The following is a 14671-nucleotide window of genomic DNA, read 5'->3' on the forward strand; positions in this document are numbered from 1 at the left end:
CATATAAATTAACATAAGTATGTCACTATATCCATTGGTATTTCAACCTTCCTACCATTACAGAATATGGGGGGGAAATAAACTAAAACAATTCGGTAAAGAAAGTAAGGAAGAAAAACTGGGAGAAAGCTGGGAAATTTCAACAGTTCCGGGATATGTTAGTATAGTAAGCAACGGAAGCCTAAAGGGTAAAAATTTAGACGATTTAATCAAAGAGTATAAAGACCGTTTAGTAGGGAAAAAAGTATATCAGAAATATGGAGATAAATTTCCCTTACTCATTAAATTCTTAGATGCAGCTCAACCCTTATCTGTTCAAGTTCATCCAAATGATGAGTATGCAGCAGTTCACCATCATTCTTTCGGGAAAACGGAAATGTGGTATGTATTGGAGTCAGAGCCCAATTCAGAGATTATACTAGGATTTGAAAAAGGAACAAATAAGACTATTTTCACGGAAAATATTGAAAAAAATACTTTAGATACAATCCTCAGAAAAATACACCCTGACAACGGAAGTGTTATATATATACCGTCCGGTAGAGTTCATGCTATGGGAAAAGGAATTTCAGTAGTTGAAATCCAACAAAATTCAGATGTGACGTATAGAATCTACGATTATGATCGTATTGATAAAGACGGAAAAAAAAGAGAATTACACCTCGATCAAGCTAAAGAGGTAATGGATTATTCTTTTGTTGAAGATCCATTTTTACATTATGATAAAGATGCAAGAGAGACAACACTATTAGCATCTCCATATTTTACGGTTTCATCGATGGAAGTTACAGAAAATAAAATTTTAAATAACTTGTCCAATTCATTTCGTATATTGATTTGCTTAGAAGGAGAATGCACCCTATTGAATAAGACCTTACCCGTAACCCTTAAAAAAGGGGATACGGTGTTGCTTCCTGCGGAAGTTGAGAATGTTGAAGTAAAACCCCTTTTACAAACAAAACTCTTAGAAGTTCATATAGATTAAATATGAAATATCTTAGGACTGTAGCTACCATACTTTGGAGAATCTGGTTTTATATTTTAGCTGCCCTTTGCACACTTACCATTGGTGTGGTAATTTATCTGATGACTTATCAGAAAAATAATAAGCTAACCTACTTCTTTATGCGAATGTGGGGATGGGTGCTTTTCTATGGATCGGGATTTACCTATTCATTACTATCGGAAGTAAATTTAGATCCTAAAGAAAATTACATATTTATTGCCAATCACACTTCCTTAATAGACGTGGTCTTAATGTATGTACTTCACCCTCATCATCCGATCATATTTGTAGGAAAAAAAGAGTTGGAAAAATACCCCGTATTCGGAAGAATTTATAAAAAAGTATCCATCCTGGTAGATAGATCCAGTAGACAAAGCAAACAAGCAGTTTTTTCTGCCGTAAAAAAAGAATTAACCCAACAAAATAAAAATGTGGTTATCTTTCCTGAAGGAGGGGTTCCCAAGAGAAAAATAAAATTGGAAAAATTTAAAGATGGAGCATTTATAGCTTCAATTTATTGTAATAGTCCTATTGTAGTTTATGCATTTCATAATCTAAAAAATATGTTTCCATTTGTATTTAATTTAGGATATCCGGGTAAAGTTAAAGTAGAGCGTGTAAAAATATTGTATCCGAATGGAGAAACGAAAGAATCACTCAAAGAAAAAGCCTATCACTTAATTTATGAAAGGATAAAAGATGATAAGATAGATTTTATGAATATAAAATAAGTAATTTTATATGTTAGACGGATTAGTAGACTATGGATATATAGGATTATTTATTGCATCTTATCTTGCAGCAACCATTTTACCCTTTAGCTCCGAAGCAGTTCTTACAGGAATACTCATTATGGGCGGGAATCCATGGATAAGTATTCTAATAGCTACCATTGGAAACTGGTTAGGAGGAATGACCGGTTACTACCTGGGAAGGCTGGGTAAAATTGAATGGATTGAAAAATATTTAAAAATAAATAAAACAAAAATTGATAAAGCCACTCAAAAATTAAATAAAAAAGGAGCATATATTTCCTTTTTTTCTTTTTTACCCATTATTGGAGATATCATACCTGTAGCCTTAGGATATATGAGATCGAATGTCTATATCGTATCCCTGTCTATGTTAGCCGGTAAACTATTTCGTTACCTTTTAATTATGTATGCTTACAAAGGTTTTGCGAATTTCATTAAATAGAAAAATCCCTTTTAGAATCTTTCCACTCCTGAAAATTATTAAGCTTATTTATATAGGAATAAATTTGCTGTGATAAAAGATTAATTTCCCGAAGCTGGTAAGAAATTAATGATTGATCATCCGCCAAAACATTCAATTCTTCCTCTTTTTCTTGACATTCCGTATCACAATCAAAGGAAGACCCTTTGATATTTAGTAAACATTTATTTAAAGTATTTTCAATAGATGAGATCAACTGTTTATCTATATCTGATGCTTTACTGTTTTCATTAATATAGGATCTAAGGGATGATATTCTTGTAGAAAGAAGGTTTATAAAAGTTTGAATATTATATATATCGGATTTGTAATTTTTTGAAATTTTAGGTTCTGATACAATTCTTTGAAAAGTACTTGATAAATTGGAAGTTCCCAACAAAACGTCCTTTCTGGACAGTTTTATATCGGTATCAGAAAGCTTATCAACATTCAATAAATTATAAGTTATTTTTGTAAAATAATCTAAATTATATTTCAATAACTTTTCAATCAATACAGGAAGATTTTTATATTCCCAAGTAGGAAGAAAAGAAAAACTTAAAATAAAACTGATCACAACGGCAATCGTTGTTCCTCCCAATCGATGATAAATATTTGTCCAACCATCACTTCCGCTGTGTTCCAGAAAAATCAGGAGTATAACAAATATGGTAACAAAAGCAACCCCCGTTCTATAACTGATAGGTATAAAACTATAAGCGCCCACAATACAAATAAAAGTTACTATAGAAATCACATAAATGTTATGTGTAACAAGAAGGAGACCCAACGTTAATACTCCTCCAATTAGAGTACCTTGCAACCTTTGAATAGAAGAGTTTTTCGTATTTCCATAAAAAGGTTTTAAAATTAAAATGATGGTTAAATATACCCAAGCAAAATACTCAATTTTAAGTAAAGTACAAATTATATAAGAAACCGATATGGCGACACTTACTCGTAAAGCATGTTTAAAAATGTTGGATTTAAGATTTAAATTAGCTTTAAATGTAGAAAAGCTATAATTATATTGTCTGGTGAACTTTTCCAAATCCAAATCCTCATATTGTTTTCTCTCCGATCTAAACTCTCCGTTGATAAGTGATTTAATAAAACCGGTTTGTTTATAAAATGATTTAAAAATAAAACGAACATGTTTTAAAGCATTGATATCAATAACGGATTTCTCATTATTTTTTTCCTTTTCTTCAATCGAAAGTATTTTTTCTTTAAAACGATCCAGTGGAGCGGTATCAATAGTTACAGTGACCTTTTTATGGAAATTTATAGACCAACTTAATTCATAGAGGATTTTTTCCATATTGGCTAAATGATATTCAAAATCTCTTTTTAGACCACTTTTAACCAGAGATTGAATCAACTTGTCATCTTGACAATTTAATGATAAAAGTTGTTCATACAGATCGATTAATGCGCTGAAAATTAAAGTCATTTTTCTACCTTTTGCAGAAAAACTTTTAGCATTAATCCGCAGTTTAAAAAGATTTTCTCGGATATCCTCATGAGTACTGTGTATTTTTGTTTGTTTTTCAAACAGCTTATTTAAAATCTCAGTTTGTTTTTGACTATTAGCAGGATTTTTAATTTTTAACAAAAAGTACTCATGTATTAGCTCTGTATACTCATTTAAAAGTTTAATATTTTCACTAATTTTTTGTTCAATCACCCTATACGGTTGAATTCTCCATAAAACCAAAGAAATAAATCCATACCATACAATACCCATCATCATTCCCAACGTATTAGTTATGATATGGTTAGCTTCAAAACTACATGCATAGACAACACATAATAAAGAAGAGGTGCTTACACTAACCGCACGGGAGCCGTAAATAAAAAACATGGAAAAGAAAAAGCCGCACAAAGTAATCCAAATACCGAAAATAATTTCATGCGATATCAACAACTGACACACAAAAACCACTAAAAAGTAAAATAAAGCGGCAATAGATTGAGTATAAAATTTAACACGAATAGATCCGGGATTATCTCCCAGTCCGGCTACAAGAGCTCCGGAAGAAGCAACTATACCAATATCGGGTCTCTTAAAAAACCATCCGGCGAGTAGGGGGATTACAATAGCAAGAGCAATACGTAAGCCACGACTAAAATAAAAACCAAAAATAAAAAAGGTACTTTCGGAGACTATATGTTTAATTTTTTGCTGCATGAAAATCTGTAAGCAGTGATTAGTAAATTAGAATTTCCGGTTAGTTTTTATCCTTCCAGACCAAAAATCATATTTGATAAGATAATAGCTAAAACAATACAGGTTATAACAATATACATTCGATCTTTTTCAATAGCAAAAGCCACTATTGAAAAAGCAACCCGTAGAATAGGAGTGGCGATCAAAACGGCAACTCCCAGCTGAATAATTGCTAACCCGTCCAATTTTAAAACAGCGGGTAATAAAGTAGATAATTCCCTCAAATAATTTGGGGCCCCTACAAATGTTTTAAAATTGAGTTGTTGATCCGGATGTTGAGATATATAAATTACTCCGCCGGTAATAGTAATAATAGAAGAAAGAATAACTCCGTAACGAAGCAACTTACCAATATAAAGCTCTACATCACGTTCTTCCCAAAATTTTCTCGAAAATAAATTACTCATAACACACTCAGCTTAAAGTTTAGGAAAATTGATATGTGGAAACCATTTAATCAATGAAGGTTCCAATCCTCTATAGATCATTTGAATTGCAAGAATAGCAATAACCAAACTGAAAATTTTACGTAACAGCTGAACGTTTATAGCCATCAATATTTTTGAACCTAGAAAAGCTCCAAACAAAACCCCTACCACTATAGGCATGGCAAGAAAGGGATCAATTTGACCTCTTTGAAAGTAAATAACTGCACTGGCGGCTGCAGTAACCCCTACCATAAAATTAGAAGTAGTAGTCGATACTTTAAAAGGTATTTTCATAGCCGTGTCCATAGCTAATACTTTAAGCGCTCCCGATCCAATACCTAAGATACCGGAAAGCACACCGGCTATCGTCATTAGAGAAAAACCCGCACCAATATTTCGAACATTATATTTTTTAATTCCGTCAGGAGTAGGATACGTTCCGTTTAATTTCAATGTAGTAGCTAATTTACTCCCCGGAGCAGTATAATCTATAGATGCATTTTTCTTTCTTAAAGTCATGACAGATGAAAAGATAAGAGTGAAACCTAAAATTATATAAATTGCGGAAGTAGGTAGAAAAACAGCAAGTAAGGCACCTAAAACTGCTCCCAGGGTGGTAGCAATCTCAAGAAACATTCCAATACGCACATTAGTCATTCCTTCTTTAATATAAGCAGCTGCAGCCCCCGAAGAAGTAGCTATCGAAGTAACCAATGCGGTTCCAACAGCATATTTAATATCAACACCAAAACCCAGAGTTAATAGAGGAATTATGACTACTCCGCCGCCAAGTCCGGTAAGAGAACCCAGAGTACCCGCTGCAATTGCTCCAAAAAATAGAATAATTGTAAAAGTTATTATAGTCAAAATGAATTAAAATTAAGAAATTAAGTAACAAATTTAAAGATTCCTACTTTAATCTGTTACTATTAATTTAAATTTAATTCTATAGTCCAATAATTGAAAAATTAAGGTAAAAAAAACAACCCTTTACATAGAGTTTTATTATACTGATGAACAAAGGGTTAATTGCAAAATATAATTACTTTCATTTATAATAGGTAACTATCCTTTAAAAGGAAATCATACCATACCTATCCGTTTAATTGAGAAAACATGTTCTCCCATTCATGAGTAATTCGGGTAAGCTTTTCCTTTAACTCAGAATACTCCTTAATATCTTCCTCTTTTGGGTTTTCTTTACTAAATAAATCTTCAAAAGCAGAAATTTTTTGTTCTGTTTTTTCAATGTCATTTTCAAGTTTAGACAATTTATTTTCTAAAGATTTTTGTTCTTTCGATTTAAATTGCTTTTCCTGAGAAGCTTTAGTAGGTGTATTTTCTGAAGTCACTTTACGGGTAGTTGATTTTTCGATATCAACTTCTCTCATATTTTCTTTTTTACGATACTCTAAATATTCATTGATATTACCTAAAAATTCTTTAACTTCTCCATTTCTGAATTCAAAAATCTTGTCGGCTAAGTCATCTAAGAATTCACGATCATGAGATACTAAAATCAGTGTCCCCGTAAAATTCTTTAAGGCGTGTTTTAATATCGCTTTAGATTGTATATCCAAGTGATTTGTAGGCTCATCCATTATCAACGTATTGAAAGGTCGAAGAAGTAATTTACATAAAGCCAATCGATTTCTTTCCCCTCCGGAAAGTACAGACACTTTTTTATGTACATCATCTCCTTGAAAAAGAAATGAACCTAACAAGTCTCGAACTTTAGGACGAGATTCTTCTGTAGCCGAATCTTCAGCTTCTTCTAAGATAGTTTTAGAAGCATTTAGCTCTTCAGATTGGTTTTGAGCAAAATATCCAATTTGAACGTTGTGGCCTATTTCAAGTTTACCCTGATAAGATAATAAGCCATCCATAATTCTAGCCATAGTAGTTTTCCCCTGACCGTTTTGACCGATGAAAGCTATTTTCTCTCCACGTTCGATGTGAAAATTGGCATTTTCAAAAATAGTATGAGTATCGAAAGATTTACCTAAATTTTCTGCTTTAAAAATTATTTTTCCGGGAGTAATACTCGGTTCGAAACGAATATTAAAACGAGTTATGTCTTCATCTTCCACCTCAATGCGTTCTACCTTATCTAATTTCTTCATAAGAGATTGAGCAAAAGAAGCTTTACTAGCTTTTGCACGAAACTTATTGATTAATTGTTCCGTACGCTTAATCTCTTGTTCTTGATTTTTTTGTTGCTGAAGAAGTTTTTCCTTTCTTTCTTGCCTTAAAATAAGGTATTTGGTATAATTTGCTTTATAATCTTGTATGGATTTATTGGAAATTTCAATGGTTCGATTGGTAACATTGGTTAAAAATTGTTTATCGTGTGATACCAGCACCACCGCTCCACTATAAGTAATTAAAAAACTTTCCAACCAAATGATGGATTCAATATCTAAATGGTTGGTAGGCTCGTCAAGAAGCAGCACATCATTTTCTTCCAATAAGAGTTTAGCTAACTCAATTCTCATTCTCCATCCTCCTGAAAAATCATCAGTAAGCCTATTAAAATCGGATTCTTTAAAACCTAACCCTTTTAAAATTTTTTCAATTTCTCCATCAATATTGTAGCCGCCTAAATGAGAAAATCGATCGGTTAGATCGGTTAAATCATGAATAAGCTTGTGATATTCCTCAGATTCGTAGTCGGTCCTTGTAGCAAGAGCATGATTGATTGTATCAATTTTTTCATTGATTATATTTAATTCTTTGAAAGCCAGTTTTGCCTCATCCCATACGGTTCTTCCTTTCTCAAAATCTAAATCTTGTTTTAAGAATCCAATGCGAACTTCTCCTTCTTTTTCAACATTTCCTTCAGTTGAAGGTTGCTCACCGGACAAAATTTTTAATAAAGTTGATTTACCTGCACCATTTTTACCCGCTAATCCAATACGATCATTTTTATTAATTCTAAAATTTACATTTTCAAATAGATAAGATCCTGCAAAATGTAAACCTAGATTCTGGACTAATATCATTTTCTTGTTAAATTTTAAACATGCAAAGATACGATTTTAAACTTAATTCCCTCATTTTTGTCTTTGTTATAAGAAAAATATGTAAATTAGTTTTTTAATATAATTTTATGAAAAAAATAGTATCAATAGTAGTACTAACATTATGCTTTACTGTATTTTTAACTAGTTGCAGTGACGATGATGACAAAGGAAGTGTTGTAGTTAACACGGATACAATTTCAAGAGTATTTGAAATTGAAAGTTCTTTTAGATTTGACAGTCAATTGGGTTGGGTGATCAACGGAGAGCTTAGACCGGCCATAATAAACGGAGATCATTTATTAATATATAGGCTTTCTGCTGAAAATGCTTCCGGTAAAGATGTATGGCAACTTATACCTCGAACTTTTTATGTTGATTTGAATAATGATGGGATTACTGAAAGCGAATTTTCTTATGATTATGATTTTAGTATTGAAGATTTTAATATTTATGCCGGTGGAAGTTATGATTTGACTTTAACTCCTGGATTAATTAATAAACAAGTTTTTAGAATTGTTATCATCCCGGGAAGCTCTTCCGGTAATGCATTTAGTAGTAAAATGCCTATTGATTACAAAGATTATAACGCTGTAATTAAATACTATCATATTAATGATGACCAAGTAATTAAATTACAACCGAAACTGAAATAAAAGTATTTCTATAAAAAAGAGGCTTTAAAATAAGCCTCTTTTTTTTATAGAATTTTATTAACCAATTATTTTTCAAAACGTTTCATAACTCTTTCACTAACTCCAACATTGGAGAAACCTCCATCATGGAAAAGATTTTGAAGAGTTACTTTTCTGGTTAGGTCGGAAAATAACGTAATACAATAATTTGCACATTCCTCAGCGGTAGCATTACCAAGCGGAGAAATTTCTTCAGCAAATTCAATAAATCCACCAAAACCTTTTACCCCGTTTCCGGCAGTAGTAGGGGTAGGCGATTGAGAAATTGTATTAACTCTAACTTTGTTACGGATTCCCCATTCGTAACCGAAACTTCTTGCAATACTTTCCAAATAAGCTTTATTATCAGCCATATCATTATAGCCGGGAAAAGTTCTTTGAGCGGCAATATAAGAAAGAGCTAAAATACTACCCCATTCATTCATAGCGTCTTTATCCCAAGCAGTTTTCATAACTTTATGGAAAGAAACAGCAGAAATATCCCAGCCTTTAGTTAACCATTCATAATTTATATCAGTATAATCTTTATTTTTTCTGACATTAATAGACATTCCTATAGAATGTAAAATAAAATCAAGCTTTCCGAATTTTTCAAGAGCATGATCGAAAAGTTTATTCAAATCTTCCATTGAAGTGGCATCAGCAGGAACCGTATCAGAGCCGGTTTTTTCAGCCAATGCGTTAAGTTCCCCTTTTCTAAGAGCGACTGGGGAATTAGTAAGGATAAATTCAGCTCCTTCTGCATGAGCTTGTTCTGCAACTTTCCATGCAATGGAGTTAGAATCTAGCGCCCCGAAAATAATTCCCTTTTTCCCCTTTAATAATCCGTGAGACATAGTATTTATTTAAAAATGTTAACAGAACAAATTTATGTAAATATTTTTATATGTAACCGAAAAGTTTAGTATCTAACCCGATTAATAAATCATTTCATAAAAACTAAAGAAATTATACGATGTATTTTGCATAATCCCTTATAAATGAAAATTGAGCATGATTTGTGTATTTTGGTATAATTTAATCTAAAATGCATCGATTTTTATAAAAATATAGATAAAAAATACTTAGTATACTAAATAGTATCCTTTAGTATTTAACATATCAACCATTGTTTATAAATTTGAATAAATATTCTAAATATGAGTAATACTAAAGACAGAATTGAATTTTTAAGGAAGGAACTAACGGATTTAAATTACAAATACTATGTATTAGATCAATCTGATGTTTCGGATTATGAGTTTGATCAGATGATGAATGAGCTGAGGCAATTAGAAAAAGAAAATCCGGAATTAGACAGTCCCGGTTCACCTACCCATAGAGTAGGAGGGCAAATAACTAAGAATTTTCCTACCGTAAGACATGAAAGAAGGATGTATTCACTCGATAATAGTTACTCATTTGACGATATCAAAGATTGGGCAACAAGAGTAGCCAAATCTATAGATGAAAAAGTAGAATATGTATGTGAATTAAAATACGACGGATTATCCATCAGTATATTATATGAAAACGGACAGCTAGTTCAAGCAGTTACCCGAGGTGACGGTTTTCAAGGGGATGATGTTACCCATAATGTGAGAACTATTCGATCTGTTCCGCTTCATCTCAGAGGTAAATATCCGCAACGTTTTTATATAAGAGGAGAGATAATCATGCCCAAAAAATCTTTGGATAAACTCAATGAAGAAAGAAAAAAAGAAGGATTAGAACCCTATGCCAATCCAAGAAATACGGCTAGTGGAAGTTTAAAGCTTCAGGATAGCGAGGCGGTGGCAAAAAGAGGCCTCGATTGCTATTTGTATTATGTACTTACTGATGAAAGAGGATACAGTACCCAATGGGACTCTTTGCAACATGCTAAAGACATGGGATTTAAAGTAGGAAATTATGCCCGATTGTGTACCAATCTAGAAGAGGTAACGGCATTTATTGAACATTGGAATACGGAAAGATATCATCTTCCCTTTGAGATTGACGGAGTCGTAATAAAAGTAAATTCCATTTCAGAACAAGAAGAACTAGGTTATACGGCTAAATCTCCTCGATGGGCCATTGCATATAAATTCAAGGCCGAAAAAGTAGAAACACAATTATTAAGTGTTGACTATCAAGTAGGAAGAACGGGAGCAATAACTCCGGTAGCCAATTTGAAACCGGTGTTAGTTGCAGGAACCACAGTAAAAAGAGCCTCTCTTCACAATCAAGATTTTATCGCTAATATGGATTTACGAATCAATGATATCGTTTTTGTAGAAAAAGGAGGGGAAATTATACCCAAGATTGTGGATGTGAATTACGATAAAAGAGAACCGGGCACGATTAAGCTGGAATTTATTAAGAATTGTCCGGCTTGCGGTACACCTTTAGTTCGGGAACCGGGAGAAGCTGCTCATTTTTGTCCCAATGAAAAAGCTTGTCCGCCACAAGTGATGGGAAGAATGGAACATTTTGTTTCCAGAAGGGCCATGAACATAGACAGCGTAGGAGCAGAGACGGTTTCAATGCTTTATGAAAATGGATTGATCAAAGATATCTCGGATTTCTATACCTTAAAAAAAGAACAATTAATCGGACTGGATAGAATGGCCGATAAATCGGCTCAAAATATAATTGACGGTATCGAAAATTCAAAACAAATCCCTTTTGAAAAAGTTTTATATGCGTTGGGAATTCGTCATATAGGAGAAACCATGGCCAAGAAACTGGCTAAAAGATTTAAATCAATTGAGGGATTACAAAATGCGACGTTAGAAGAACTGGAAAATACAGCTGATGTAGGAAATAAAATAGCCATAAGCATTCAAGAATATTTTGCCAAACCCGAACATTTGGCACTCATTGACAGATTAAAAAAAGCAGGTTTACATTTCGAAACAGAAGATTCTCAGGAAGAAATCTCCCATATTTTAGAAGGAAAAACCTTCTTATTTACAGGGAAATTAACCGCTTTCACACGAGAACATGCCGAAGAATTGGTAGAAAAAAATGGAGGAAGAAATATTTCATCCGTAAGTAAAAATTTAGATTATTTGGTAGTAGGAGAAAAAGCCGGATCGAAACTTAAAAAGGCTGAACAATTGGGAACAGTAAATATATTGGATGAATATCAATTTTTAGACTTATTTGAAAAAGAAGGCATAAACCCGAAAGAAAATGAGTCAACGCGTTAAAAACAAATAGAAAAAATTAGAGTATGAACTGCAATTTTTAATTGCAGTTCCTATATTTAATGGTTTCGATCAAATAATACTTTTTCAATATCTTCCAATTGAAAACCCTTTGCTTTCAAAAGGATAAGGTAATGGTATAGCAGATCTGCTGCTTCATTCTTAAACAAAACATCATCCGTATCCTTTGCTTCAATAACAACTTCAACAGCCTCTTCACCTACCTTTTGTGCTACTTTGTTAATTCCTTTTTGATAAAGTTGATAGGTATACGACCCGTTTACTTTTTCGTCAATTCGTTGACTGATTATATTTTGTAATTTATATACAAATCCTTTTGCATTTTGTTCCTCAAAACAAGAATAACTTCCCGTATGACAGGTAGGTCCTTCAGGAGAAACTTTAATTAAAAGAGTATCGTGATCACAATCTATATCAATTTTTTTTACCCATAAATAATTATGGGAGGTTTCTCCTTTCGTCCATAATCGATTTTTGGAGCGGCTGAAAAAAGTCACTTTTCCTTCCCTTTTTGTTTTTTCAAAGGCTTCTTCATTCATATAACCCAGCATGAGTACTTGCAGGGTAAGTTCATCCTGAATAATTACAGGAATCAATCCGTTACTTTTATCAAAATCTAATTTCATCGTATAGGAATATTTTTAGTTTTTAAAAATCTTTTTAATTCGGGAATGGGAATCTCATTAAAATGAAATACACTGGCAGCCAGAGCCGCCGAAGCCTTAGTGTTTAAAAATACATCCGAAAAATGCTCTTTAGTACCGGCTCCTCCTGAAGCAATAACGGGAATATTTACGCTAGATGCAACATCATGCGTAATATCAAGAGAAAATCCGTTTTTCGTGCCGTCACTATTCATGGAAGTAAGTAAAATTTCACCAGCTCCCAGTTGTTCCGCCTTTTTTACCCAATCTAATGTTAAAATCGTAGTCGGGGTTCTTCCCCCGTGAGTATACACTTTCCAACCTGTATTTTCTTTTTTGGTATCCACAGCAACTACCACGCATTGACTTCCGAAACGGGAAGCAATTTCTGAAATCAATTCCGGTCTTTTTACAGCTGAAGAATTTATGCTTACTTTATCTGCACCGGCTTGAGTTAAAGAAAATACATCTTCCACGGAATTTATTCCTCCTCCTACCGTAAATGGAATGTTAATTTCATTAGCAATTTTTTCTACTAAGTGAAGCAAGGTGGAACGGTTTTCAATAGTTGCGGTTATATCCAGAAAAACTAATTCATCTGCTCCTTGTTGTACATAAGCTTTAGCCAATTCTACCGGATCTCCGGCATCGGTGAGGCTCACAAAATTTACTCCTTTAACAGTTCTGCCGTTTTTTATATCCAAACAAGGAATTATACGTTTTTTTAGCACTTCTTTATATATTTTTTTTAAAAAATTAAAATTTGCATGAAAAGTCTAAAGCGATTGTTTAGTAACCATACAAAGTTTCTATAAAATTACTTTACCCGTTTTATAAAAATTGCTTAAGTTCCTTCAATTTGATTTTTCCTTCATAAATAGTCTTTCCGATAATAGCGCCTTCACAACCTAGTTCCTTTAGTTTAAGCAAATCTTCCAGCGAAGACACCCCCCCACTGGCTATTAAATGTATGGAAGTCGATTGAAGGATTTCTTCATACAATTCATTTGATGGGCCTTCTAAAGTTCCGTCTTTGGAAATATCTGTGCAAATTACATAACGAATGCCTTTTTTCTCATATTCTTTAATAAAATCAACTACATCTAAAGAGGAAGATTCTGTCCAACCTTGGGTGGCTATCATTCGATGATTACAATCTGCCCCTAAAATAATTTTATCATTTCCAAAAGTTGAAAGCCAAGAAAGAAATAATTCAGGATTTTTTACGGCAATACTTCCGCCCGTAATTTGTGAAGCTCCATTTTCAAATGCAATTTTCAAATCATCATCGCTTTTTAAGCCCCCTCCAAAATCAATTTTTAAATTTGTTTGGGAAGCTATTTTATAGAGTGTTTTATAATTGATGATTCGGTTGGATTTTGCGCCGTCTAAATCTACCACATGTAAATATTGAATTCCGATATCCTCATATTCTTTAGCGGCATCCAAAGGATCTTCCCGATAAATTTTTTCCGTAGAATAATCTCCTTTAGTTAAACGTACACATTTTCCGTTAATAATATCTATGGCGGGTATAATTCTCATTTTTTTATTTCAGCTATATTATTTTTTATTAAAGTTACGAGGGTTTTCTCGTAACATACCATTGATTGAATGATAACTTTTTATCTGAACAGGAAATTACAGTTCAATAAAACTTTTTAATATTTGATCTCCCACATCTGCCGATTTTTCGGGATGAAATTGAGTAGCAAAAAAATTGTCTTTTTGTAAAGCAGCACTAAACGGTAAAATATAAGTACAGGTAGCAGAAGTATCTGCACATAAATCCGCATAGTAACTATGCAAAAAGTATACATCATCATGGTCAGTATTTTTTTTTAAAATTTCTCCCTTCAAATCATAGATTGTATTCCAACCCATATGAGGCACAATATCGGTAGAAGGAAATTTTCGAACGTTAACATCGAAGATATTTAGACAATGGGTGTTGCCTTCTTCCGAATGAGAACACATTAACTGCTGGCCTAAACAAATCCCCAAAAAAGGACGTGTAATCGATTTTATTAAAATATCCATACCTCTTTCCTGCAAATATGACATAGCACTTCCGGCTTCGCCTACTCCCGGAAAAATTACTTTATCGGCATGTATTATCGTGTTGGGATCATCGGTCACAACAGATTCAACCCCTAAGCGTGTTAGTGCGTTTTGTACTGATTTAATATTACCTGCATTGTATTTTATAATTGCTATCATTTTTCACAAGCCTTTTTTATAA

At 32.9% G+C, this 14671-nt stretch carries 14 protein-coding genes; 5 read left to right on the top strand and 9 right to left on the bottom strand.

The window, feature by feature from the left end:
- Positions 1-19: 19 nt before the first annotated feature.
- From GFU93_RS09625 to GFU93_RS09635, 3 genes are read left to right on the top strand one after another with little or no spacing between them, the layout of a single operon-like run.
- The gene (locus GFU93_RS09625; protein WP_160569018.1) at positions 20-985 is read left to right on the top strand and encodes a type I phosphomannose isomerase catalytic subunit; all 966 of its coding nucleotides are present in this window, start codon (positions 20-22) and stop codon (positions 983-985) included.
- Positions 986-987: 2 nt separating this feature from the next.
- Positions 988-1737, top strand: coding sequence for a 1-acyl-sn-glycerol-3-phosphate acyltransferase (locus GFU93_RS09630; protein ID WP_255448674.1), 750 nt, complete (start codon positions 988-990; stop codon positions 1735-1737).
- Positions 1738-1747: 10 nt separating this feature from the next.
- On the top strand, positions 1748-2203 hold the full coding sequence (locus GFU93_RS09635) for a YqaA family protein (protein ID WP_160564532.1): 456 nt from the start codon (positions 1748-1750) through the stop codon (positions 2201-2203).
- Here the strand turns inward: GFU93_RS09635 and GFU93_RS09640 are convergent.
- From GFU93_RS09640 to GFU93_RS09655, 4 genes are all read right to left on the bottom strand, one after another.
- Positions 2196-4412 carry an FUSC family membrane protein gene (locus GFU93_RS09640; protein WP_160557004.1) on the bottom strand — a complete coding sequence of 739 codons (2217 nt, stop codon included), beginning with the start codon at positions 4410-4412 and terminating at the stop codon, positions 2196-2198. The two genes, GFU93_RS09635 and GFU93_RS09640, sit on opposite strands and share 8 nt — an antisense overlap.
- A 47-nt stretch (positions 4413-4459) precedes the next feature.
- Positions 4460-4858, bottom strand: coding sequence for a DUF1634 domain-containing protein (locus GFU93_RS09645; protein WP_160541787.1), 399 nt, complete (start codon positions 4856-4858; stop codon positions 4460-4462).
- A gap of 12 nt (positions 4859-4870) precedes the next feature.
- Positions 4871-5746: a sulfite exporter TauE/SafE family protein gene (locus GFU93_RS09650; protein ID WP_160569020.1), complete on the bottom strand. Its 876-nt coding sequence runs from the start codon at positions 5744-5746 to the stop codon at positions 4871-4873.
- A 227-nt stretch (positions 5747-5973) separates the two neighbouring features.
- Positions 5974-7881: an ATP-binding cassette domain-containing protein gene (locus GFU93_RS09655; RefSeq protein WP_160569022.1), complete on the bottom strand. Its 1908-nt coding sequence runs from the start codon at positions 7879-7881 to the stop codon at positions 5974-5976.
- Between the two features lie 107 nt (positions 7882-7988).
- Here GFU93_RS09655 and GFU93_RS09660 point away from each other — a divergent pair, with 107 nt between their 5' ends.
- A complete protein-coding gene (locus GFU93_RS09660) occupies positions 7989-8555 on the top strand; it encodes a hypothetical protein (RefSeq protein WP_160541790.1) in 567 nt (188 codons plus the stop codon).
- Between the two features lie 65 nt (positions 8556-8620).
- Here the strand turns inward: GFU93_RS09660 and GFU93_RS09665 are convergent, their stop codons facing one another.
- On the bottom strand, positions 8621-9430 hold the full coding sequence (locus tag GFU93_RS09665) for an enoyl-ACP reductase (RefSeq protein WP_105296681.1): 810 nt from the start codon (positions 9428-9430) through the stop codon (positions 8621-8623).
- Between the two features lie 303 nt (positions 9431-9733).
- On the opposite strand from GFU93_RS09665, the gene ligA reads away from it, so the two are divergent.
- Positions 9734-11767: an NAD-dependent DNA ligase LigA gene (gene ligA, locus GFU93_RS09670; RefSeq protein ID WP_160569024.1), complete on the top strand. Its 2034-nt coding sequence runs from the start codon at positions 9734-9736 to the stop codon at positions 11765-11767.
- 56 nt (positions 11768-11823) lie between these two features.
- Here ligA and hisIE read toward each other — a convergent pair whose 3' ends face one another.
- The 4 genes from hisIE to hisH all read right to left on the bottom strand — a co-directional run bounded on the left by hisIE (position 11824) and on the right by hisH (position 14649).
- Positions 11824-12411, bottom strand: a complete 588-nt coding sequence (hisIE, locus tag GFU93_RS09675; RefSeq protein WP_105296679.1) for a bifunctional phosphoribosyl-AMP cyclohydrolase/phosphoribosyl-ATP diphosphatase HisIE — start codon at positions 12409-12411, stop codon at positions 11824-11826.
- Positions 12408-13160 carry an imidazole glycerol phosphate synthase subunit HisF gene (hisF, locus tag GFU93_RS09680; RefSeq protein ID WP_160564522.1) on the bottom strand — a complete coding sequence of 251 codons (753 nt, stop codon included), beginning with the start codon at positions 13158-13160 and terminating at the stop codon, positions 12408-12410. Before hisF ends, hisIE begins: the two co-directional genes overlap by 4 nt.
- A 100-nt stretch (positions 13161-13260) precedes the next feature.
- Positions 13261-13974, bottom strand: a complete 714-nt coding sequence (gene hisA, locus GFU93_RS09685; RefSeq protein WP_160569026.1) for a 1-(5-phosphoribosyl)-5-[(5-phosphoribosylamino)methylideneamino]imidazole-4-carboxamide isomerase — start codon at positions 13972-13974, stop codon at positions 13261-13263.
- A 96-nt stretch (positions 13975-14070) separates the two neighbouring features.
- A complete protein-coding gene (gene hisH, locus GFU93_RS09690; protein ID WP_160569028.1) occupies positions 14071-14649 on the bottom strand; it encodes an imidazole glycerol phosphate synthase subunit HisH in 579 nt (192 codons plus the stop codon).
- Positions 14650-14671 lie beyond the last annotated feature (22 nt).

Origin of the sequence: Apibacter sp. B3546 (genome assembly GCF_009827885.1) — a bacterium.
In the GTDB taxonomy this organism is placed as follows: domain Bacteria; phylum Bacteroidota; class Bacteroidia; order Flavobacteriales; family Weeksellaceae; genus Apibacter.

What these genes read in the sequence shown, in the direction of transcription:
- GFU93_RS09665 (WP_105296681.1), bottom strand. Translation starts at nt 9,430, where the DNA reads ATGTCTCACGGATTATTAAAGGGGAAAAAGGGAATTATTTTCGGGGCG.
- GFU93_RS09625 (WP_160569018.1), top strand. Translation starts at nt 20, where the DNA reads ATGTCACTATATCCATTGGTATTTCAACCTTCCTACCATTACAGAATA.
- GFU93_RS09655 (WP_160569022.1), bottom strand. Translation starts at nt 7,881, where the DNA reads ATGATATTAGTCCAGAATCTAGGTTTACATTTTGCAGGATCTTATCTA.
- hisA (WP_160569026.1), bottom strand. Translation starts at nt 13,974, where the DNA reads ATGAGAATTATACCCGCCATAGATATTATTAACGGAAAATGTGTACGT.
- ligA (WP_160569024.1), top strand. Translation starts at nt 9,734, where the DNA reads ATGAGTAATACTAAAGACAGAATTGAATTTTTAAGGAAGGAACTAACG.
- GFU93_RS09630 (WP_255448674.1), top strand. Translation starts at nt 988, where the DNA reads ATGAAATATCTTAGGACTGTAGCTACCATACTTTGGAGAATCTGGTTT.
- GFU93_RS09635 (WP_160564532.1), top strand. Translation starts at nt 1,748, where the DNA reads ATGTTAGACGGATTAGTAGACTATGGATATATAGGATTATTTATTGCA.
- hisH (WP_160569028.1), bottom strand. Translation starts at nt 14,649, where the DNA reads ATGATAGCAATTATAAAATACAATGCAGGTAATATTAAATCAGTACAA.
- GFU93_RS09660 (WP_160541790.1), top strand. Translation starts at nt 7,989, where the DNA reads ATGAAAAAAATAGTATCAATAGTAGTACTAACATTATGCTTTACTGTA.
- GFU93_RS09645 (WP_160541787.1), bottom strand. Translation starts at nt 4,858, where the DNA reads ATGAGTAATTTATTTTCGAGAAAATTTTGGGAAGAACGTGATGTAGAG.
- GFU93_RS09640 (WP_160557004.1), bottom strand. Translation starts at nt 4,412, where the DNA reads ATGCAGCAAAAAATTAAACATATAGTCTCCGAAAGTACCTTTTTTATT.
- hisIE (WP_105296679.1), bottom strand. Translation starts at nt 12,411, where the DNA reads ATGAAATTAGATTTTGATAAAAGTAACGGATTGATTCCTGTAATTATT.